19 protein-coding genes are annotated in these 19,787 nt (G+C 69.9%); 13 read left to right on the top strand and 6 right to left on the bottom strand.

The window, feature by feature from the left end; genetic code table 11:
* The first annotated feature begins 64 nt into the window (after positions 1 to 64).
* The 3 genes from FSY98_RS07700 to FSY98_RS07690 all read left to right on the top strand — a co-directional run bounded on the left by FSY98_RS07700 (position 65) and on the right by FSY98_RS07690 (position 3,621).
* On the top strand, positions 65 to 1,387 hold the full coding sequence (locus FSY98_RS07700; protein WP_186307577.1) for a GAF domain-containing protein: 1,323 nt from the start codon (positions 65 to 67) through the stop codon (positions 1,385 to 1,387).
* Positions 1,388 to 1,607: 220 nt separating this feature from the next.
* A complete protein-coding gene (locus tag FSY98_RS07695) occupies positions 1,608 to 3,167 on the top strand; it encodes an aldehyde dehydrogenase family protein (RefSeq protein WP_144875457.1) in 1,560 nt (519 codons plus the stop codon).
* Positions 3,168 to 3,228: 61 nt separating this feature from the next.
* A complete protein-coding gene (locus FSY98_RS07690; RefSeq protein WP_144875455.1) occupies positions 3,229 to 3,621 on the top strand; it encodes a DUF779 domain-containing protein in 393 nt (130 codons plus the stop codon).
* A 278-nt stretch (positions 3,622 to 3,899) separates the two neighbouring features.
* Here the strand turns inward: FSY98_RS07690 and FSY98_RS07685 are convergent, their stop codons facing one another.
* Genes FSY98_RS07685 through FSY98_RS07675 form a run of 3 tightly spaced genes read right to left on the bottom strand, consistent with a single transcriptional unit; the run spans position 3,900 to position 6,882 of the window.
* Positions 3,900 to 4,730 (bottom strand): zinc-ribbon domain-containing protein, encoded by an 831-nt coding sequence (locus tag FSY98_RS07685; protein ID WP_144875453.1) that lies wholly within the window; start codon positions 4,728 to 4,730, stop codon positions 3,900 to 3,902.
* A 56-nt stretch (positions 4,731 to 4,786) separates the two neighbouring features.
* A complete protein-coding gene (locus tag FSY98_RS07680; RefSeq protein ID WP_144875451.1) occupies positions 4,787 to 5,914 on the bottom strand; it encodes a hypothetical protein in 1,128 nt (375 codons plus the stop codon).
* A complete protein-coding gene (locus tag FSY98_RS07675) occupies positions 5,911 to 6,882 on the bottom strand; it encodes a hypothetical protein (RefSeq protein ID WP_144875449.1) in 972 nt (323 codons plus the stop codon). The genes FSY98_RS07680 and FSY98_RS07675 overlap by 4 nt, the downstream gene beginning before the upstream one ends.
* Positions 6,883 to 7,088: 206 nt before the next feature.
* Here FSY98_RS07675 and FSY98_RS07670 point away from each other — a divergent pair, with 206 nt between their 5' ends.
* Positions 7,089 to 7,448, top strand: coding sequence for a hypothetical protein (locus FSY98_RS07670; protein WP_260857314.1), 360 nt, complete (start codon positions 7,089 to 7,091; stop codon positions 7,446 to 7,448).
* A gap of 88 nt (positions 7,449 to 7,536) precedes the next feature.
* On the opposite strand, the gene FSY98_RS07665 is transcribed toward FSY98_RS07670, so the two are convergent.
* Positions 7,537 to 8,070, bottom strand: coding sequence for an Lrp/AsnC family transcriptional regulator (locus FSY98_RS07665; RefSeq protein ID WP_144875447.1), 534 nt, complete (start codon positions 8,068 to 8,070; stop codon positions 7,537 to 7,539).
* 202 nt (positions 8,071 to 8,272) lie between these two features.
* Here FSY98_RS07665 and FSY98_RS07660 point away from each other — a divergent pair, with 202 nt between their 5' ends.
* The 9 genes from FSY98_RS07660 to FSY98_RS07620 all read left to right on the top strand — a co-directional run bounded on the left by FSY98_RS07660 (position 8,273) and on the right by FSY98_RS07620 (position 17,429).
* Positions 8,273 to 9,859, top strand: coding sequence for an ABC transporter substrate-binding protein (locus tag FSY98_RS07660; RefSeq protein WP_144875445.1), 1,587 nt, complete (start codon positions 8,273 to 8,275; stop codon positions 9,857 to 9,859).
* Between the two features lie 14 nt (positions 9,860 to 9,873).
* Complete coding sequence (locus FSY98_RS07655; protein WP_144875443.1) at positions 9,874 to 10,935, top strand: ABC transporter permease; 1,062 nt, start codon at positions 9,874 to 9,876, stop codon at positions 10,933 to 10,935.
* Entirely contained in the window at positions 10,932 to 11,843 is a 912-nt protein-coding gene (locus FSY98_RS07650; protein ID WP_144875441.1) for an ABC transporter permease, read from the top strand. The genes FSY98_RS07655 and FSY98_RS07650 overlap by 4 nt, the downstream gene beginning before the upstream one ends.
* The gene (locus FSY98_RS07645; protein WP_144875439.1) at positions 11,840 to 12,700 is read left to right on the top strand and encodes an ABC transporter ATP-binding protein; all 861 of its coding nucleotides are present in this window, start codon (positions 11,840 to 11,842) and stop codon (positions 12,698 to 12,700) included. The genes FSY98_RS07650 and FSY98_RS07645 overlap by 4 nt, the downstream gene beginning before the upstream one ends.
* Positions 12,693 to 13,532: an ABC transporter ATP-binding protein gene (locus FSY98_RS07640; RefSeq protein WP_144875437.1), complete on the top strand. Its 840-nt coding sequence runs from the start codon at positions 12,693 to 12,695 to the stop codon at positions 13,530 to 13,532. Before FSY98_RS07645 ends, FSY98_RS07640 begins: the two co-directional genes overlap by 8 nt.
* Before the next feature lie 200 nt (positions 13,533 to 13,732).
* On the top strand, positions 13,733 to 14,776 hold the full coding sequence (locus FSY98_RS07635) for an iron-siderophore ABC transporter substrate-binding protein (RefSeq protein ID WP_144875435.1): 1,044 nt from the start codon (positions 13,733 to 13,735) through the stop codon (positions 14,774 to 14,776).
* Between the two features lie 21 nt (positions 14,777 to 14,797).
* Positions 14,798 to 15,829 (top strand): iron ABC transporter permease, encoded by a 1,032-nt coding sequence (locus FSY98_RS07630; protein ID WP_260857313.1) that lies wholly within the window; start codon positions 14,798 to 14,800, stop codon positions 15,827 to 15,829.
* Positions 15,826 to 16,875, top strand: coding sequence for an iron chelate uptake ABC transporter family permease subunit (locus tag FSY98_RS07625; RefSeq protein ID WP_222119125.1), 1,050 nt, complete (start codon positions 15,826 to 15,828; stop codon positions 16,873 to 16,875). The genes FSY98_RS07630 and FSY98_RS07625 overlap by 4 nt, the downstream gene beginning before the upstream one ends.
* Positions 16,876 to 17,039: 164 nt before the next feature.
* Positions 17,040 to 17,429: a DUF5655 domain-containing protein gene (locus tag FSY98_RS07620; protein ID WP_144875433.1), complete on the top strand. Its 390-nt coding sequence runs from the start codon at positions 17,040 to 17,042 to the stop codon at positions 17,427 to 17,429.
* 30 nt (positions 17,430 to 17,459) lie between these two features.
* Here the strand turns inward: FSY98_RS07620 and FSY98_RS07615 are convergent, their stop codons facing one another.
* Positions 17,460 to 18,287, bottom strand: coding sequence for an Fpg/Nei family DNA glycosylase (locus FSY98_RS07615; protein ID WP_144875432.1), 828 nt, complete (start codon positions 18,285 to 18,287; stop codon positions 17,460 to 17,462).
* Positions 18,288 to 18,361: 74 nt separating this feature from the next.
* A complete protein-coding gene (locus tag FSY98_RS07610; RefSeq protein WP_144875430.1) occupies positions 18,362 to 19,759 on the bottom strand; it encodes an MFS transporter in 1,398 nt (465 codons plus the stop codon).
* Positions 19,760 to 19,787: the final 28 nt, after the last annotated feature.

Raw genomic sequence — 19,787 nt, 5'->3', positions numbered from 1 at the left:
TATCGCCTTCAGCACCCGGCTCGTACACTGAGACCACGCTCCAGCAACGACGATCGGAGACGCTGTGGTTGCGCCGTGGCAGATGTCGCGTGACGGCCCCGAGGCCTCTCGACTCCTCATCGAGCGCGCGCACGAGGAACTTCTCGCGGGGAACCTCGACGACGTGCGGCTGCAGCAGGTCAGACCGCTCGTGCGCGAGTCGTGGGTGCGTTCCTGGCGTGGCCGCGTCGGTCCGGAAGGCACCCCGCCGATCGACCTCCTGAGCGAGGAGCTCGACGAGTACCGCCGCGCGCATCCGCTGGCCTCCGCGATGGACATGATCCGCGCCCTCCTGCTTCCCGGCTCCGCCGAGGACTCGGGTGTCGTCGTCGCCGTGGGCGACAAGGCAGGTCGTCTGCTCTGGATCGAGGGCGACCGGCAGCTGCAGTCGCTGACCGACGGCATGGGATTCGTCGCCGGTGCGAACTGGGCGGAGGATGCCGTCGGCACGAGCGCCCCCGGCACCGCGCTCACGCTGGGGCATTCCGTGCAGATCCGCGGGGCCGAGCACTACAACCGTCTCGTGCATCCGTGGTCGTGCTCGGCCGCCCCCGTGCGGGATCCCGAGACGCAGCGCGTGCTCGGCGTCATCGATGTCACCGGCGGAGAGGAGGTCGTGTCGACGCAGGCCCGCCTCCTCGTCGACGCCACCGCGCGCGCTGTGGAGTCGGAGCTGCTCGTGGCTCGGCTCCGGCAGCGGGCGGAGGCGCCGCGCCCGGCATCCGTCTCGACGAGAGCCCGACCGACGACCCGTGCCACCCTGCACGTGCTCGGCCGCGACCGGGCACGGCTCGAGAGCGAGACCGAGCACGAGGAATCGGTCATCGAGCTGAGCGCTCGGCACGCAGCGATCCTGCTCATGCTCGCCACGCACCGTCAGGGCCTGTCGGCCGAGCGGCTGAGCGAGCTCGTCTACGGCGCCGACGCCTCGCCCGACACGCTGCGCCCGGAGATGGTGCGACTGCGCAAAGTGCTCGAGAGGCATGCTCCGAGCCTGGTGCCCGAATCGCGCCCCTACCGCTTGACGGTGCCGCTCGAGACCGATGCCCACGACGTGCTGTCGCTGCTCGACCGTGGTGCCCATCGCGTCGCCCTCACGGCGTACCGAGGACCGGTGCTGCCCGAGTCGACCTCGCCGGGCGTCGAGGAGTTCCGCGAGACCGTGCGTGCGGCCCTGCGCGAGGTCATGCTGTCGGAGGCGAGCCTCGATGTGCTGCTCGCCTACGCGGAGATCCCCGAGGGGCAGGCGGATGCCGAGGCGCTCCGCCTCGCGCTCGAGATGCTGCCGGCTCGGTCGCCGAAGCGGGCGGGCCTGGTCACCCGGATCGAGCGGCTCGAGGCGAGCTGACGGATCACCCGGCTGCCACCCGGCTGGGACGGTGCACCCGGCTGGCGGATCCCCGTCCGGCGGCGGACACGCCGCGGAACGGCCGGCCAGCCGGGGGATCCCCAGCCATCCGGCCGTGTGCAACCCCCTGCAACGCTGCGCATCGGGGTGCAACGTTCCTCGACCTACCTTCAAAGGATCAGCCGCCGCACCGGAGCGCGGCCCGTCGAAGGAGTCACCGATGACCATCGTCGAAGAGGACGTATCCACCGCATCCGCCGCCTACGCCGCGCCGGGGCAGTCGGGATCGATCGCCGACTACCGGCCCCGCTACGGGCACTACATCGGCGGCGAGTGGGTCGACCCCGTGAAGGGGCAGTACTTCGAGAACGTGAGCCCCGTCAACGGCAAGCCCTTCACAGAGGTCGCGCGCGGCACGGTGGAGGACATCGACCGTGCGGTCGACGTCGCGTGGAAGGCCTTCGCCACCTGGGGCAAGACCAGCCCGGCCGAGCGCTCCGTCATCCTCAACCGGATCGCCGACCGCATCGAGCAGAACCTCGAGCGCATCGCCGTGGCCGAGACGTGGGAGAACGGCAAGCCGGTGCGCGAGACGCTCGCCGCCGACATCCCGCTCGCGATCGACCACTTCCGCTACTTCGCGGGCGTGCTGCGGGCGCAGGAGGGCGGTATCAGCCAGCTCGACGAGAACACCGTCGCCTACCACTTCCACGAGCCGCTCGGTGTGGTCGGTCAGATCATCCCGTGGAACTTCCCGATCCTCATGGCCGTGTGGAAGCTCGCGCCGGCGCTCGCCGCAGGCAACTGCGTCGTCATCAAGCCGGCCGAGCAGACCCCGGCATCCCTGCTGTTCCTGTTCGACATCATCGGCGACCTGCTGCCGGCCGGTGTCGTGAACATCGTGAACGGCTTTGGCATCGAGGCGGGGGCGCCGCTCGCGCAGCACAAGCGCATCCGCAAGGTCGCCTTCACCGGTGAGACCACCACCGGACGCCTGATCATGCAGTACGCGTCGCAGAACCTCATCCCGGTGACCCTGGAGCTCGGCGGCAAGAGCCCGAACGTCTTCTTCGAGGACGTCGCGCGCGACACCGGCGACCCGTTCTACGACAAGGCGCTCGAGGGCTTCACGATGTTCGCGCTGAACCAGGGCGAGGTGTGCACCTGCCCGTCGCGCGCCCTGATCCAGCGGTCGATCTACGACGGGTTCCTCGCCGACGGCCTGCAGCGGGTCGGCAAGGTCGTACAGGGCAACCCGCTCGACCCCGCGACGATGATCGGCGCACAGGCGTCGAACGACCAGCTGGAGAAGATCCTCAGCTACATCGACATCGGCAAGCAGGGCGGTGCGCGACTGCTCACCGGCGGCGAGCGAGTCGACCTCGGCGGCGATCTCAGCGAGGGCTTCTACGTCGCTCCGACGGTGTTCGAGGGCACCAACGACATGCGCATCTTCCAGGAGGAGATCTTCGGCCCCGTGCTCTCGGTCACCTCGTTCGACAGCTACGACGACGCGATCTCGATCGCGAACGACACGCTCTACGGTCTGGGCGCCGGCGTGTGGAGCCGCAGCGGTGACACCGCGTACCGCGCTGGCCGCGCGATCGAGGCCGGCCGCGTCTGGACCAACACGTACCACCAGTACCCCGCGCACGCGGCGTTCGGCGGATACAAGCAGTCGGGCGTCGGTCGCGAGAACCACAAGATGATGCTCGACCACTACCAGCAGACGAAGAACCTTCTCGTCTCGTACGCGGAAGGCCCGATGGGCTTCTTCTGAACCGCAGGCCAGGGCGGATGCTGCGGCATCCGCCCTGGTCCATCGACAGGAAGGCGGGATCATGGTCAGCATCGGCACCTACCAGCGGGTGGACGTGACGGATGCCGCGGCATCCCTCGTCCGTGATCTCACGGCGCAGCACGGTCCCTTGATGTTCCACCAGTCGGGCGGATGCTGCGACGGGTCGTCGCCCATGTGCTACCCCGTGGGGATGTTCCTCACGGGGCCGAGCGACGTGCTGCTCGGAGCGCTCGACGTCGGCCTCTCCGCGCCGGTCGAGGTGTTCATGTCGGAGTCGCAGTTCGAGTACTGGAAGTTCACTCACCTCACCATCGACATCGTGCCGGGGCGGGGTGCCGGCTTCAGCGTGGAGGGTCCGACGGGGATGCGGTTCCTGATCCGCTCACGGATGCTGAACGAGGCGGAGCTGGAGTACTTCGGCCTCGGCGCGTGACCTCGTATACGTGCGAAAAGCGCCGAAAACACGACCGTTCGACCACGAAATCGAACCGGTTCGTCGCAGGGTGAGCGCAGATCGTTCGTCGCAATTCGATGCAACGTGCCGCTGGATACCATTTCGGTATACGCGTTGACACGTCAGTCCCCAGCTGACACCGCGTGCGGACGGTTCGACCGTCTTGCGGAGGGAGAGTCAGATCTTCTTCTGATCCCGAGGGGGGATGGGGTGGGCAGCTGATCCCCAACAGCACCCACCCCCACACACCCCTCTCGTCACCGCAGGTAGGCGTCGACCAGCAGGTCGCCGCGAACACTGCGGAACGCGTCGAGCAGTCGTGAGACGCCGCGCGCGCCGACCGCCGACATCTGCAGGTCGAACGGACCGATCGGCTCGAGCGCGCCGGTGCGGATGCGCACGACCTCCCAGCCGGCCCCGCGGAGAGCACGGTCCTTTCGCTGATCGGCATCTTGTCGCCTGCCGACGTGCTCGAGACCGTGGCGCCCGACCGTGTCGTACTCCACCGCGATGCGCAGCTCGGGCAGCACGATGTCGGGCCACACCTCGGTGTGCCGGAAGAACGGCCGCGACACCTTGACCGCGTTCGTCCCGCCGTCGAACAGCAGCCGCTCGGTGAGACCGGCGCGCAGTGCGCCCTCGGCTGCGGATGCCGGTTTCGGGGCGCACACGCTGAGGAACGCGGTGCCCGAGGCGAGGTCGGGTGTCTTCGAGCACAGGGCTGGTGTCTGCCGGCGGGGTGCCCGAGGGATCGCGCGGGCCTCACCGAGGATGACGGGTTGCGGTCGAGCGAGCGTCGAGCATTCAGGGCACCACGCCGACCGTCGACGAACGCGACCGGGTCTTTCGCGCTGCTCTGTCGGGGTGGCGGCGAACCGGTGCCCGACGGAGCACTCCCAGCACAGCAGGACGTCTGCGGCGAGCGGGATCTGCGACAGCGTGACCCCGTGGTTGAGCTCGGGGTGGTACTGCCGGATCAGTTCGGGGTATGCCGCCCAGGCGGCGCGGTAGGAGCCGACCGCGTAGGGCACGGCGCTGCCGCGCGAGAACTGCCTCCTCGCCCACCACTGCTGCACCGGCTCCGCCACACCGTGACAGTAGCCGGAGGCACCGACACCGACGGCACCGGCGGTCCCTGGTGGGATCAGCGCGCGTTGGCGAGGTACCAGAACGCGATGAATCCGAGGACGATGACGATCGGCAGCCAGCGGAACCCGCGCTTGAGGCGGCGCCCGTCGGCGGCCACCCCAGGTGGAGGAGCCAGCAGACCGGCGGGAGGAGCGAACGGCAGTCGCGCGTCGGCGGGCGGCGTATGCGACTCGGGCGACGCGGATGCCGGAGCGCTCGCCGCCGCCTCGCGCAGCCGGTCGTCGCGCCACCGCGCCCACTGGTCAAACTTCGTGAGCAGAGCGCCCACTGCCCCGAACAACCACGACCAGGTGGCAGGGTCGAGCGTCGACACCCGGCGCTGCGTGTAGAGGAAGAGCCAGTCGTCGACGATCTCGACGTCGAGCTCGGCGGCGTTGTCGATGAACCGCGCCATGATGTCGGGTGTGAAGAGGTACAGCGCGTCCTGCTCGTAGCCGGCAGGGCAGTACAGGGTGAAGTACTTGTCGAAGTCCCCCTCGAGCGACAGGCGCTGCTCGCGCTGGAATGCCGCGGGCAGATTCGACCCGAACGCGTTGTTGCCCTTGGCGTCGAGCACGATGTTCGGGAGCGGGACGTCGAGCTTCACCGCCACGTAGCCCCAGCGGTAGGTCGTCGAGTTCTTCCCCGACTGCACCGTGTACTGGTAGTTGCCGAACTCGACGAATCGCGGTGTCGTGCCCCGCACGAGATCTGTCGAGACGCGCGACCGCCCGAGGCTGAAGATCATGCCGGGCAGTGGTGGATCGGCGACACGTGCCTCATAGGCCATGCCGTTCGCCCGCGCGAAGCGATCGAGCCGGTAGCGCGCGACCCGCGCTCGACGCCAGCCGACGATCGCGCCGACCCCGATCGCGATCCCGACGCCGCCGAAGAGCAGCAGACCGATCCCGGCGAATCCGAAGTCGCGCGGACGCGTGGCGAGACCGATCAGCACCGACGCCGCGACGGGGATCGAGACCACGACCACGATCGCGACGACGACGAGACCGAAGACGGTGGCGAGCGACGTGCGCAGCGAGCCGCGGGCACGCAGCTCGGCGGCGAAGGCGCTGACCGCGCGGGGGTCGACGGGTTCGGTCAGGGGCCGGCTGTCGAAGCTCGTGGCCGGCTGCGTATCGCTCATCGGTTCACCTCGTCGGCGTCGTCGTGAAGTTCGGCGCCCTCGCTGATCGGGAACGCCTCCAGTGCGGGGTCGGCGCAGAGAGCGGCGACGAGCTCGGCAGACCCGGCGACGACGGTGGAGTCGAAGTCGATCTCGCTGACGAGCACCCAAGCCCGATCGTCGGGCCAGAGGATGCTGGGGCTCTGCGCACTCGGCGGGAACCCGTGCTCTTCGCCGGGGAGGTCGCGCCACGGCGCGCGCAGCACCCAGTCGGCGGAGGTGAATTCGTCGACGCCGGTCGAGAACAGCACGTACGCGCGATGACGCGTCTCGAACCGCGGGCCCTCGGAGATCTCCTTCGACAGGATTCCCTCCTGCCAGGTCTTTTTGCGGAACACGTTGTTGAACGGGTCGTGCACGCTGCGGTCGAGCATCGCCCGGTGGTTCGGGTCGTCGTCGATCGTGAAGAAAGCCCGCGACGGCGTGTGCCCGAAATGGCCGAGCAGACCGCCGAAACCCTCCCACAGGGCGGCCACACCGGACCCCGGAGTCGTGGTCGCCGCGGCCAGGTGCGTCGCGATCGCCGCGACGGTCTCCGCCGACAGTGCGCCGATGGCCGGGGCGCTGAATTCGCGCCCGTCCGGCGCGACGCGGGTCTGCCAGTCCTCCTCGGGCGGTGTGCGCACGAGGCGCTGCCACTGAGAGAGCGGGTGCAGCGCGGTGCCGAAGGCGCGGGCGGTCTCGGCCCAGGTCGTCGGCTCGTCCACGAAGAGCTCCATCAGCCGCTGCCGCTCGGCCCCCGGCATCCGCTCCCATTCGTCGAGAGTCGGAACGGGGCGGTCGGGGAGCGACCGAACGATCGCGGGGTGCAGGATGCGCGCGTAGGCCGGGTAGCCGCGCGGCACGACCGAGTGCATCGACGAGTTCCACGGGTCGTCGAGCCTGTCTCGCAGCCATGATCCGGCCGAGGGGTCGGGCATCCAGTGCATGCGACCCACGCTACCGGTGGGTGTCCGCGACGCTCGCGTTCACACTCGTCTGACGCGCCTCGACCCGTGACGGCGCGTCAGACGAAACAGGCTCGACGGCATCCGTGCGGGGTGTTTCGTCTCGCTCACCCGACGAGCGCGGGCGGCGGGGCAGACGCCTGGATGGCGTGCCGGAGCGGCTCCTCGGAGCGCCGCATAATCGGAGCATGACCTCGCCTACGACGACCATTCCCTCTCTCGACGGCCGCCGCTTCCGCATGGTGTCGTCGACGACCTCCGCCGTCGACCCCGACGCGCCGAGCGAGTTCGTCTACTGGGAGAAGGACGGCGCGATCTGGGGCGACTACTCGGGCGACACCGTGACCTTCGGACGCTTCGTCGGCACGCGCACCGGCGACACCATCTGGGTCTCGTTCGTGCACGTGCTCGTCGCCGACGGCACTGTGGTCACCGGCAACGGCGAGAGCGACCTCGAACTGACGGATGCCGGGCGCATCCGCCTCGTGGAGCACTACGAGATGCACGGCCTTCCCCAGCTGAGCGTGTGCGAGGAAGTCGCCGCCTGACCGACCCCGCGTCGGGTACCGCGTTTCGTCTCGCTTCGCTCGCTCAACGACCCGCGTGGCGGACGAGGGGGCGGGGGATGAGCGCGGATCAGCGGGGCGGAAGGGTGTCTCGCCCGGGGGATGCCGGAGTCCAGCGCGTCATCCCGAGGGGCGCCGCCACGTCGCGCTCCGGGAGGTCGGTGGGCAGCAGATAGGGGCGACGCACGACCTCGTCGAGCACCACAACGCTCACGACGGTGCGCACCTCGGGCAGCTGGGCGATGACACCGGTCGAGAACTCGTGCACGCCGCTGACGTCGACCGCGCGGATGAGCAGCATCGCGTCGTGCTCTCCCGTCGTGATCGCGCACCACTCGACGTCGGGCATCTCGACGACGCGGTCGCGGAACGACGCCCACGCCTGCGGGTGCACCGTGACGAACACGAGGGCGCCGATGGAGAGGCCGGCCTTCGCCTGATCGACTGTCGCACTGAAGCCCCGGATGACGCCGTCCTGCATGAGCGACTCCACGCGTGTGTACGCGTTGGCGCGGGAGATCCCGACGGTCTCGGCGAGTGCGGCGATCGAGATGCGACCGTTATCGCGAAGGGTGTCGAGGATTCTGTACGCGGTGTCGTCCAAAGGGGTGGCACTTCGTCCAGATTGCTGCGAACCTTCATTGGTCTTGCTGGACATATGTCTCCTCCCGTGCGAGGTGCCGGGACAGACCGTGAGTACGGTTGCATCCTCGCTGGACACATCGTCCCATATGATGCGAATCTGATCACCGGTCGTCCACCCGGCTTCGACCGAACCGATGTACTCCTCGCCTCTGGAGGCACTCATGTCGTCACGCCGCAGCACGTCAGCCATCGCCATCGGAGCGGTCGCGATCTTCGCGCTCGCCGGATGCTCCGGGGGCAACTCCGCGAACAACAGCTCCTCGTCGCAGGGCTCCGACTCGCTGGTCATCGACACCGCGTTCTCGATCGAGACCGCCGACCCGGGTCACACGTACGACCCCACCGGCAACATGATCGCGAAGGCGCTCTACGAGACGCTCGTCGACTTCGAGGGCTCCGATGTGTCGACCCCGGTTCCCGGGCTCGCGTCCTGGGAGCAGAACGACGCGGCGACCGAGTTCACCTTCACCCTCGAGGGCGACCGCGTGTTCTCCGACGGTTCGCCGATCGAGGCGAAGGACGTCGTCTTCACGCTCCAGCGCATCCAGGGCATGGAGGACGCCAAGCCCAACTTCCTGCTCGGCGGCCTCACGATCACCGAGGTCGACGACAAGACGATCACCATCACCTCCGAGACCCCGCTGCTGCAGCTGCCGGCGATCCTCGCGAACCCGGCTCTCGGCATCGTCAACTCCGACGTCGTGATCGAGAACGGCGGGAACACCGACGGGTCCGACTCGGCGCAGAAGTTCCTCGACGGCGCATCGGCTGGCTCCGGTCCCTTCGTGCTCGACACCCTCGACCTCTCGTCGCAGGTCGTGCTCGCGAAGAACGACGAGTACAACGGCGACGAGGAGGCCGGTTACAGCCGTGTCGTCGTGCGCAACGTCTCGGAGAGCGCGACGCAGCTCGCCAACCTCAAGGGCGGCGACTCCATGGTCGCGATGGACCTCAACGGCGACCAGGTGGCCGGTCTGGGCGACGGCCTCCAGGTCGAGTCCGTCCCCTCCGGACAGACCATCTTCCTGCTGCTGAACCAGTCGTCGGCCGTCGCCGGCGATCTCGCAAACGTGAAGATCGCCGAGGCGATCCGCTACGCGCTCGACTACGACGCGCTGCTCGAGCTCGCGGGTGCGGGTGCCGTGCAGGCGACCGGCGTCATCCCGCCCGGATTCGAGGGTGCCCTCGACAGCGGCGTGGAGCAGGACCTCGAGAAGTCGAAGGCCGCGCTCGCCGAGGCGGGCTACACCGGTCAGACGCTGAAGCTGCAGTTCCCGAACGACTACCCGGTCGGCGGAGTGGAGTTCACCCCGCTCGCCGAGCGCGTGCAGGCGCAGCTCGAGGATGCCGGCATCGCGGTCGAGCTCGCTCCGGCGCCGTTCGCCACCGAGCTCGACGCGTACGTGAACGGCACCGAGGGCTTCGGCCTGTGGTTCTGGGGCCCGGACTACGCCGACTCGGCGAACTTCCTGCCCTTCGCACCCGGTCTCAAGGTCGGCCTGCGCGCCGGCTGGACCGCCGAGGCGAACCCCGAGATCGCGGGCATCGCCGCCGGCGCGGCTGCCGCGACCGACGAGGACCAGCGCAGCGAGGCGTTCACCGCGTTCGCCGAGGCCATGCAGGCCGAGAGCCCGTTCGTGCCGCTGATCGTCCCCGGTCGCAACATCGCCACGGCGGATGCCGTCTTCGGCGCCGTCTACAACTCGGTGTGGGAGATCGACATCGCCGAGATCCAGCCCGCCGGCTGAGAGGGCTCTGACGCATGACGACGGTGGCCGTGCAACGCCAGGCGCAGCGTCGCAGGTCGCCGCTCGTCGGCTACCTGCTGCGCCGGGCAGGCACCTCCCTGCTGCTCCTCGTGGGGGTCACGATCGTGACCTTCGCGCTGACCAACCTCGTGCCGGGCGACCCCGTGTCGGCGGCGCTCGGCGAGGGCGCGTCGCAGAACCCGGCGACGCGTGAGGCGTTCATCAAGGCGCAGGGTCTCGACCAGCCGTTGTTCGTGCAGTACTTCATCTACATGGGGAACCTGCTCCGCGGCGACCTCGGCACGTCGCTGGTGACCGGTCGGTCGGTCACCAGCGATCTCGCCACCGCGGTGCCCGCGACGATCGAGATCGCGATCGGTGCGATCATCCTGAGCCTCGCCGTCAGCACGGTTCTCGGCACCCTCGCCGCCTACCGCCGCGGGCTCGTCACGGATCAGGTCATCCGGGTGGTCACGCTCGTCGGCCTCAGCGTCCCCACGTTCTGGCTGGCGCTGGTCAGCTTCTACGTCTTCTTCCTCGAACTGCGCATCGCCCCGGGGTCGGGTCGGATCTCGCCGTCGATCACCCCGCCGCCGCGCATCACCGGGCTGTACACGGTCGACTACCTCCTGAACGGCGACGGCGTCGGATTCTTCGACGCCCTCGCGCACCTGGCTCTGCCGGTCATGGTGCTGTCGCTCGTGACGATCGGCCTGCTCACGCGGTTCATCCGCACGTCGGTGCTCGAGGTGCTCGGCAGCGACTACGTGCGCGCGGCCAGGGCCAAGGGCCTTCCCGCCATGCGCGTCATCCTCGACTACGTGCTCCGCGGCGCCTCGCTCCCCATCCTCACGGTCGTCGGTGTCGCCTTCGGGTCGCTGCTCTCGGGCACCGTGCTCGTCGAGTCGGTGTTCGCCTGGCCCGGTCTCGGGACGTATGCCTACAACTCCGCCGCCAACCTCGACCTGCCGGGCATCATGGGCGTCGGTCTCGTCGTCGGGGTCATCTACCTCCTCATCAACTTCGTCGTCGACCTGCTCTACGGCGTGCTGGACCCGAGAGTGAGGATCGCATGAGCCGCATCGCCGCAGCGACCCCTGCCGGACGTTTCCGCTTCCGGTGGCCGCGCGCATGGCGCACGCCGCTCGGAGTGATCGGCACCGTGATCGCCGGAGCCTGGATCATCGTCGCCTTCACGGCGCAGTGGTGGGTGCCGTACGGCCCGAACGCCCAGGTGCTCCCGCGTCTGCAGGAGCCCGGCGTCGACACCCTGCTCGGCACCGACGGCAACGGCCGCGACATCTTCTCCCGCCTCATGACCGGTGCGACGGTGAGCCTGCCGTTGGCGCTCATGCTCGTGATCGCCGCGATGATCATCGGCACCACCATCGGCGCGGTGGCCGGGTACTTCGGACGCGGCGTCGACGAGACGCTCATGCGCATCACCGACCTGTTCATGGCCTTCCCGACCGTCATCCTCGCGATGGTCGTCGCGGCATCCCTCGGTCCGTCGCTCTTCAATGCGGTGATCGCCGCGATCGTCGTGTCGTGGCCGCAGTACGCGCGTGTGACCCGCAGCATCGTGCTGGGTCTGCGCGGACAGAACTATGTCATCGCCGGACGCCTGCTCGGGCATTCGCCCGTGCGCACGCTGTTCGTCGACATCCTCCCGAACATCGCGGGCCCCATGCTCGTGCTGGCGACGCTCGACATCGGCGCCGCCATCCTGCTGCTCTCCGGCCTCTCGTTCCTCGGCCTCGGCGCGCAGCCGCCCACGGCCGAGTGGGGGTCGATGATCTCGGCGGCCATGCAGAACTTCGATGCCTGGTGGCTCGGGGTCTTCCCCGGCCTCGCGATCCTCACGGTCGTGCTCGCGTTCAACTTCCTCGGCGACGCGATGCGCGACGTGCTCGACCCGACCGCCGAGGTCACGCACGAGAAGCAGGCCGACCACGTCGCCTCGGCGAAGGGAGCGTCGGCATGAGCGCATCCGCCGCCGCACCGGCGCTTCAGATCCGCGATCTCACGATCGAGATCGGGCGCCCGCTGGTGCACGGCATCTCGCTCGACCTGCACCGCGGTCGCATCCACGGCCTCGCCGGGGAGTCGGGCTCGGGCAAGACCCTCACCTCGCTCGCCGTGCTCGGTCTGCTGCCGCGGCAGGCCCGCACGGGCGGCTCGATCGCGCTCGCGGGCGAGGAGCTCGTCGGCCTTCGGCGCCGCGGGTTCAACCGCATCCGCGGGAAGCGCATCGCGATGATCTTCCAGGATCCGTCCGCCTCGCTGCACCCGCAGCTGCCCGTGGGGCGCCAGCTCACCGATCACATGCGCGTCCATCTCGGACTGCGTGGCGCCGCCGCGAAAGCGAGGGCGATCGAACTGCTGCAGACGGTGCAGGTGCCGAATCCGGATGCTGCGCTCACGCGCTACCCCCACCAGTTCTCCGGCGGGCAGCGCCAGCGCATCGCGATCGCGTGCGCGCTCGCCTGCGACCCCGAGGTCCTTCTCGCCGACGAGCCGACCACGGCTCTCGACGTGACGGTGCAGGCCGGCATCCTGAAGCTTCTCCGCGATCTCGCCACCGAGCGCGACCTCGCGGTGCTGCTCGTCACGCACGACCTGGGTGTGATGAGCGCGATCGCCGACGAGGTGGCCGTCATGAAGGACGGGCGGATCGTCGAGAAGGCCGATCGCGAGACGCTGTTCCGCGACCCGCAGCACGAATACACCCGCACGCTGCTCGCCGCGCTCCCCGGTTCGAAGGTCGAGGAGGCGACGGTGCAGACGGTGACGGATCCCGACCCGGTCGGGCACGGCGTGAAGGAGGATGCCGATGAGTGACGTCTCCGTCCTCGACGCGCGGGGCGTGGTCGTGCGGTATCCGGGCAACCCGCCGGTCGTGGCCGTCGAGCAGATGTCGATGCGGGTGGCGCCCGGCGAGACCGTGGCGCTGGTCGGCGAGTCGGGCAGCGGCAAGTCCAGCTTCGCGCGCGCCGTCGTCGGCATCGAGAAGATCGCCGGCGGCGAGGTGCGGTTCCGGGACGCCCCGGTCGCGCCGCTCGGCATCCGTCGTCGGAAGCTCGCACTCACCGGCATCCAGATGGTGTTCCAGGATCCGTCGACGTCGCTGAACCCGCGCCGTCGGGTGGGCGATCAGATCGCCGACGGCATCGCCACCGCCCGCGCGCGCGGGGCCGAGGGGTCGCGCGTCGAGGAGTGGCTCGAGCGCGTCGGACTCCCCGCGCAGGTCGCGACGCGGTTCCCCCATCAGTTCTCCGGTGGGCAGAAGCAGCGCATCGCGATCGCCAGGGCGCTGGCCGCTCGTCCGTCGTTGCTCGTCGCGGACGAGCCGATCTCGGCGCTCGATGCCTCGACGCAGACCAGCGTCGCCGGACTCATGCGCGACCTCGTGGCCGAGGCCGGAGCGGGGATGCTGTTCATCTCGCACGACCTCGCGGTGGTGCGCCGCATCGCCGACCGCACCTTCGTCATGTACGCGGGGCGTGTGCTCGAATCGGGGCCCACCGATCGCGTGTGGGCGGAGCCGCAGCATCCGTACACCCGGGCGCTGCTCGCGGCGATCCCCGAGCCCGACGGCGCGGGGCGGATCCCGGTCGCGCCCTCGACCGACGAGCGCGTCGCCTGGTCGGAGATCCCGCCGGTCCTCAACTGACGCGGCTTCGCCTCACGCTCTGGGGGCCGACACGCCAGATGTCGGACGTTCCGGCGGGTTTCGTCCGTCATGTGTGCGGCCGACCCCCGGAGTGTCGGACGTCCGGCCTCATGCGGCACCCACCGAGATGGGGATAACGTCGCGGCCGGTGCGATGGGTAAGCTTAGGCAACCCTTATCTCGAATCGACAGGTTCCCGTCATGCCTCGCACACGCACCAGGGCGTTCGTCGCCCTCCTCGCCGCAGTCGCGACCGCGGCCGCCCTCACCGCCTGCAGCCCTGCGGTCGACTCCGCCGAGAGCGACCTGCCGGCGGTCGCCGCCGACGCGTTCCCCGTCACGGTCGAGCACGCCTACGGCGAGACGACCGTCTCCCAGCAGCCGAAGCGCGTCGTCTCGGTGGGATACACCGAGCAGGACACGCTATGGGCGCTCGGCGTGAAGCCGGTCGGCGTGACCGACTGGTACGGCGACTACGACTTCGCCTCCTGGCCGTGGGCCGACGAGGCCCGCGGCGACTCCGAGCCCGAGGTGCTCACCACGAGCGACGGACTCGACTTCGAGGCGATCGCGCTGCTCGAGCCCGACCTCATCATCGGCACCAACGCCGGCATGACCGAAGAGGACTTCGACCGCCTCTCCGAGATCGCGCCGACCGTCGCCCACTCAGGCGACTACTCCATGTACTTCGAGCCGTGGGACGTGCAGACGCTGCAGATCGGCAAGGCCGTGGGCCTCGAGGAGGAGGCGCAGGAGCTGGTCGACGGCATCGAGGAGCAGTTCGCGGATGCCGCGGCCGCCCACCCCGAATTCGCCGGGAAGACGGCCGTGTTCCTGCAGAACGCGATCTACGACGGATCGGCCATCGCCTACCAGGATGGGCTGAGCACCGATTTCCTCACCGACCTCGGCTTCACGATCCCGTCCGACATCGACGCGTACGCCCCCGAGGACGAGTCGGGCGGCCAGGCCTACATCCCCGTCGAGAACCTCGACGTGCTGAACGCCGCCGACGTGCTCACCTGGGGAACGGAGTCGGACGACGACGTCACCGCGCTCGAGGACGAGGCCTTCGTGACCGCGCTCCGCGCGATGCAGAACGACTCGGTCGTCTACACCGACGGGGTCACGGCGGGGGCGATCTACTTCACCTCGCCGCTCAGCCTGCCGTACGTGCTCGAGACCCTCGTGCCGGCGCTGGGTGAAGCGGTCGCGGGCGACGGCCCTGCGCACACCGCCGAGTGACCGCCGAGTGATGACCGCCCGGTGAGCATCGCCGCGACGAGCAGAACCGATCCGCGCCGCCCCTCGGCGGCGCGGATCGTCGCCATCGTCGTGCTCGGCCTCGCCGCGGTGATCGTCGCCGTATGGCTCGGTCTCACTATCGGCACCAAGGTCATCGGGCCCGGAACCGTCATCGACGCCGTCACGCGGTTCGACGGGAGCGACGCGCAGCTCGTGGTGCGGGAATCGCGCATCCCTCGCACGGTGCTGGGCATCGTCGTAGGCGCCGCGCTCGGAGCCGCGGGCGCCCTCATGCAGGCGCTGACCCGCAATGCGCTCGCCGACCCCGGCATCCTCGGAGTGAACGCCGGCGCCTCCGTGGCCGTCGCGATCGCAGTCGCCGCGCTCGGCACGAACGACTTCCCTCATCTGATGGCGTTCGCGCTCGGCGGGGCGCTGATCGCGACCGTCGCAGTCGTGCTGCTCGGAGCCGCCGGGGGCGGCAGCCCCGTCACCCTCGTGCTCTCGGGGGTCGCACTCGCCGCAGTGCTCGGCGGCGTCACCACGGCCCTCGTCCTGCTGAATCCGACCGCCTTCCTGCACATGCGCAGTTGGGAATCCGGAGCACTCGCCGGCCGTGACCTCTCGCTGCTCGCCTTCGCCGGACCCGCCATCGCACTCGGCCTCGTCATCGCGCTGCTCATGACGCGCAGCCTCGACGTGCTCGCGCTCGGAGACGACACCGCGGCCGCTCTCGGCGTGAAGATCGGTCGGCTGCGCGCGGCATCCGTCGTCGCGGTGACGCTGCTCGCCGGAACCGCCACGGCTCTCGCGGGGCCGGTCTCGTTCCTCGGCCTCGCGGCTCCGCACATCGCCCGCGGGTTCGTCGGCGCGTCGCAGAAGGCGATCGTGCCACTGGCTGCGGTGATCGGGGCGGTTCTCGTCGTCTCGGGCGACGTGGTCGGCCGCGTCATCATCGCCCCGCAGGAGGTTCCGGTCGGCATCGTGATGGCGTTCGTCGCGGCGCCCTTCCTCATCTGGATAGGCCGCAGGAAGAACCCGGTGCAACTGTGACCGCCGGCGCCCGCACCGAATCCCGTGAGGCGGTCCGTCGTGCCCGTCGTGCCCGTCGACCACTCGACCGCAGGGCGCGCCTCGCGATGGGTCTGCTCGTCGCGGCGCTGCTCGCCTCGCTGCTCGCGAGCCTCTCGATCGGCGACACCGTGCTGTCGCCGATCCGCGTGCTCCAGGCGCTGATCGAAACGCAAGGCGGGGTGCGGATGGTCGTGGTCGACTGGCGTCTGCCTCGCGCGCTCGCCGCGGTGGTCTTCGGCGCAGCCCTCGCGCTCTCCGGCACGATCTTCCAGACCATCACCCGGAACCCGCTCGGCAGCCCCGATGTGATCGGCCTCACGACCGGCGCCTACACGGGCGCACTCGTGGTCATCACCAGCGGCGGCGGATCGGCGTTCGCGGTGGCGGTCGGCGCGATCCTCGGCGGCTTCGCGACCGCCGCCCTGGTCGCCCTGCTCGTGGCCGGCCGTGGGGCGCTCGGTTACCGCATCGTCATCGTCGGGATCGGTGTGAGCGCGGTGCTCGCGGCCGTCAATGCGTGGATGCTGCTGCGCGCCCGCCTGGAGGTCGCCGTCTCCGCCGCCATCTGGGGCGCTGGATCGCTCAACGGCGTCGGCTGGGCGCAGGCGGCTCTGCCGATCGCCGTGGTGCTCGTGCTCATGGCCATCCTCTTCCTCGGACGCCGCGGACTGTGGCTCATCGAGCTCGGCGACGACGTGGGCGCGAGCCTCGGTGGACGGATGGGCCTGACGAAGGCATCGCTCGTCGCCATCGCGGTCGGGCTCACCGGCGTGGTGACCGCCGTGATCGGACCCGTGGCGTTCATCGCACTCGCGGCCCCGCATCTCGCGCGACTGATCGTCAGAAACGGCACAGCGCATCTCGTGGCCACCGCGTTGGTGGGAGCCACCCTGCTCTCGGCCGCCGACATCATCGGGCAGAACCTGGTGCCGAAGCACGCGCTGCCCGTCGGGGTCGTCACCCTCGTGCTCGGCGGTGTGTACCTCGTCTACCTCGTGATCCGCACGGCGCGCAGGCGCCTGTGACGGCTCCGCTTCCGGCTCCGCTCGGACTTCGCTTTCGCGGCGTTCGGCACGATCGGGAGGGTGACGCGATGATGCGGACGACGACTGCGTGTCCCGACTCGAGCACCGGAATACGATCGCGAGGACCCCTCGCCGTCGTGCTGCTGCGGGGCTACCGTGGGCGGATGACGCCCCCTCACGCTTCCGGCGGAGCGCACCCACGGGAGGCCGAGGCACTCTTCCCCGGCCCGCTCGGCGATGTCTACTCCGTCTTCCGGACGGCCGTTCTGGCGCTCGGCGACGACATCGACGAGCAGTTCACGAAGACCCAGGTGGCATATCGACTCTCCCGACAGTTCGCGTGGCTCAGCCCCGTCAGCGGTCGCCGTGCTCTCATCACCGTCGACCTCTGGGAGGAGCGCGAATCGCCGATGCTCACGAACGTCATCCGATTCCGCGACGACAAGGTGACGCATCAGATCGAGGTGCGCACTGCGGATGAGGTGAAGATGTTCCTCGAGCTCAGATGGTTCCCCGAAGCAGTCTCATGGGGTCGCAAGACGCGGAAGAGCTGAGCTCGGGGCGAGGAGGTTCGACAGCGCTGATCATCCGCCGCGCGGCTCCTCCCTGCTCGCATCCGGAGGAGGCTGGCAGCGCGGGCACCACCAGGTGCGCCGTCGATCGGGGTCCCCCGGCACCTCGGCCCGCACCTGAACGATGGTGCCGCAGCGCAGGCACGGTCGGCCAGCCCGACCCGCGACCCAGTGCGATCTGCCTTTGGCTGTGTCGCCCGTGGTCACCTGATACAGCTTCGGATCGGTCGCCGAGATCCGCAGCATCGAGGCCGCCCGGGCGAGGAGCGCGGAGACGTCGACGGATGCCGCGGGAGTGTCGGGGTGCACGCCACGAAGGAAGCAGATCTCGTTCACCCACAGGTTGCCGAAGCCGGCGACGTTGCGCTGGTCGAGCAGTGCGTGCGCGATCGGCCGATCAGGTCGGAGCCGGATACGGCTGCCGGCCTCGTCGGCATCCCAGTGGGGTTGCAACGGGTCGGGACCCAGGCGCCGGAGCACCTCTGACTCGTGCGCTCGAGGGATCAGCTCGACCACGGGCATGTCGATCGCCCAGAGGGTGCGACCGTCGTCGAGAGCCGCGCGCATCCGTACGGTGTGCCGGGTGCGCGCCGGCAGCGTCTTGCCGGCGCCGGTGATGGTCCATCGCCCCTGCATCCGCATGTGGGTGTGCAGGGTGAGGTCGGGGGCGAGCCGGGTGAGCAGATGCTTGCCATGTGTGGCGAATCCCTCGATCGTCAGCCCCGCCAGGCTCGCACCAGCGCTGCGACCTGAGCGCAGTTCGCCGCGCGTGATCGTGCGACCGGGGAGTGTTGCTCGCAAGCGGGCGGCGAGGCGGAAGACACTGTCACCCTCAGGCATGGCGTCAGGCTAGGGCAGGGGGCGGACACGGACGGCGCGCGGTGCGCTCCGAGCGCTGACCGCATCCGACGATCTCAGCCTCCGGCGTCCTTCCTCCCTGCGGGCCGGGGGATCCAGAGGGCGGAGAGCACGCACAGGACGGATGCCGTCAGCGAGATCGCGAGGGCGAGCATGAGGCTGCCGTCGTCGGGCACGGCGATGCCGTCGACGCGTCGAGCCGAGCGAGCCACAATGCCGGAGATGAGGGATGCCGCCACGGCGGCGCCGACCGTGCGCATCAGTGCGTTCAGGCCGATCGCCGCACCGGTGTCGCGGGCCGGCACGCTGCCGACGATCAAGGCGGGCAGGGCCGAGTAGCCGAAGCCGATCCCCACGCCGATCGCGACGTTGCCGAGCAGGATCCGCGGCATATTCAGGCCGGGGATGAGGCAGCTGAGGTACACGGTCGCGATGAGGCCCGCTCCAGTGAGGAGAAGCGCACGCGGTCCGAGGCGGCGCTCTAGCCGACCGGCGAGCGGCGCGGTGAGCAGCATGGCGATTCCGCTCGGTGCCAGGACCACACTCGTGTGCAGGAGCGAGAGGCCGGGGCCGCCCGCGGCGGCGGGCACCTGCAGCACCTGCGGGAACACGACGGTCGAGGCGAAGAGCGCGAACCCGAGGGCGACGGCGGCGGTGTTCGCGCGACCGACGGTGCGACCGACGGCTGCCCGGATGTCGATGAGGGGAGCGGTCGTTCGCAGCTCGAGTGCCACCCACAGCGCCAGGCCGACGAGGCTGCCGCCGATCAGAGCGAGCACAGCGGGAGACGCCCACCCCCATTCGGTGGCCCGACCGATGCCGATGAGACCGGCGGTGAGGGCGAGAGAGAAGAGCAGGGTGCCGGGGAGATCGAAACGGCCTCCCTCTTGCGCGGTGTCGTGCGGCACGACGAAGAAGATCAGCGAGCACGAGACGATGCCCAGGACCGCGGCGGCCCAGAACAGGGCGCGCCAGCCCGACATCTCCACGAGCAGCGACCCGGCGGGGAGCCCGATTGCCCCACCGATGCCGAGCGTGGCACTGAGCACGGCGATCGCGGTGCCGAGGCGGTCCGGGGGGAGGGAGTCGCGGAGGATCGAGATACCGAGCGGGATGACGCCGAGCGCGAGCCCCTGCAGAGCGCGGGCCGCGATGAGCGCGCCCACGTCGAAGGGCAGCGCCCCCACCACCGACCCGACCGTCATCAGCGTCATCAAGACCAGCGCCACTCTGCGGCGCCCGTAGATGTCGCCCAGCCGCCCCGAGATGGGGGCGGACAATGCCGAGGCCAGGAGGGTGACGGAGATCGCCCACGACGTCTCGGATGCCGGGGCGTCGAGCAACGCCGGCAGGCGGGACTGCACCGGGATCAGCAGAGTCTGCATCAACGAGGCGCAGATGCCGACGGTGGCGAGCGCCGCGACGACGGCCCGGGGGTGCGACGCGCCTCTCACGGGCGGTTCCGGATGCCGTCGGCCGGAT

Source organism: Microbacterium sp. 1.5R (assembly GCF_007667425.1).
Classification (GTDB): domain Bacteria; phylum Actinomycetota; class Actinomycetes; order Actinomycetales; family Microbacteriaceae; genus Microbacterium.
Note: the sequence above shows the minus strand (reverse complement) of the source record. Positions and strands in the feature narration are given on the sequence as shown.